Origin of the sequence: Isoptericola croceus (assembly GCF_029382255.1) — a bacterium.
Lineage (GTDB): Bacteria > Actinomycetota > Actinomycetes > Actinomycetales > Cellulomonadaceae > Isoptericola > Isoptericola croceus.
Genome location: NZ_JARLLG010000137.1, coordinates 1 through 280, shown reverse-complemented (window position 1 = coordinate 280; position 280 = coordinate 1). Strand labels below are relative to the sequence as shown.

Genomic DNA, 280 nt, shown 5'->3' with positions numbered 1-280 from the left:
CCTCGGCGACACCTACCGCATCCGCGGGCCCCTGATCACGCTCAACGCCCTCTGCCTCATCGCCGGCTTCCTGATGTTCGGTCTGCCCGCGTCCACGCAGGTCGCCGTGCGGTACGTCGGCACGTTCCTCGCGACGGGCGCGTACGTCTCCAATTGGGCCGCGCTCAACGCGTACCAGGCCAACAACGTCGTCGGGCAGTGGAAGCGCGCCACGACCGCCGCGGCGGTGACGGCGTGTAACGGGCTGGGCGGGATCGCGGGGAGCTTTATCGTGAGGCAG

Annotated in this window: 1 protein-coding gene; it reads left to right on the top strand. The window is 69.6% G+C overall.

Going from position 1 to position 280, the window contains the following annotated elements:
• Positions 1-280 (top strand): hypothetical protein (locus PZC42_RS24450; protein WP_277214037.1); only part of this gene is annotated, 280 nt, incomplete at both ends.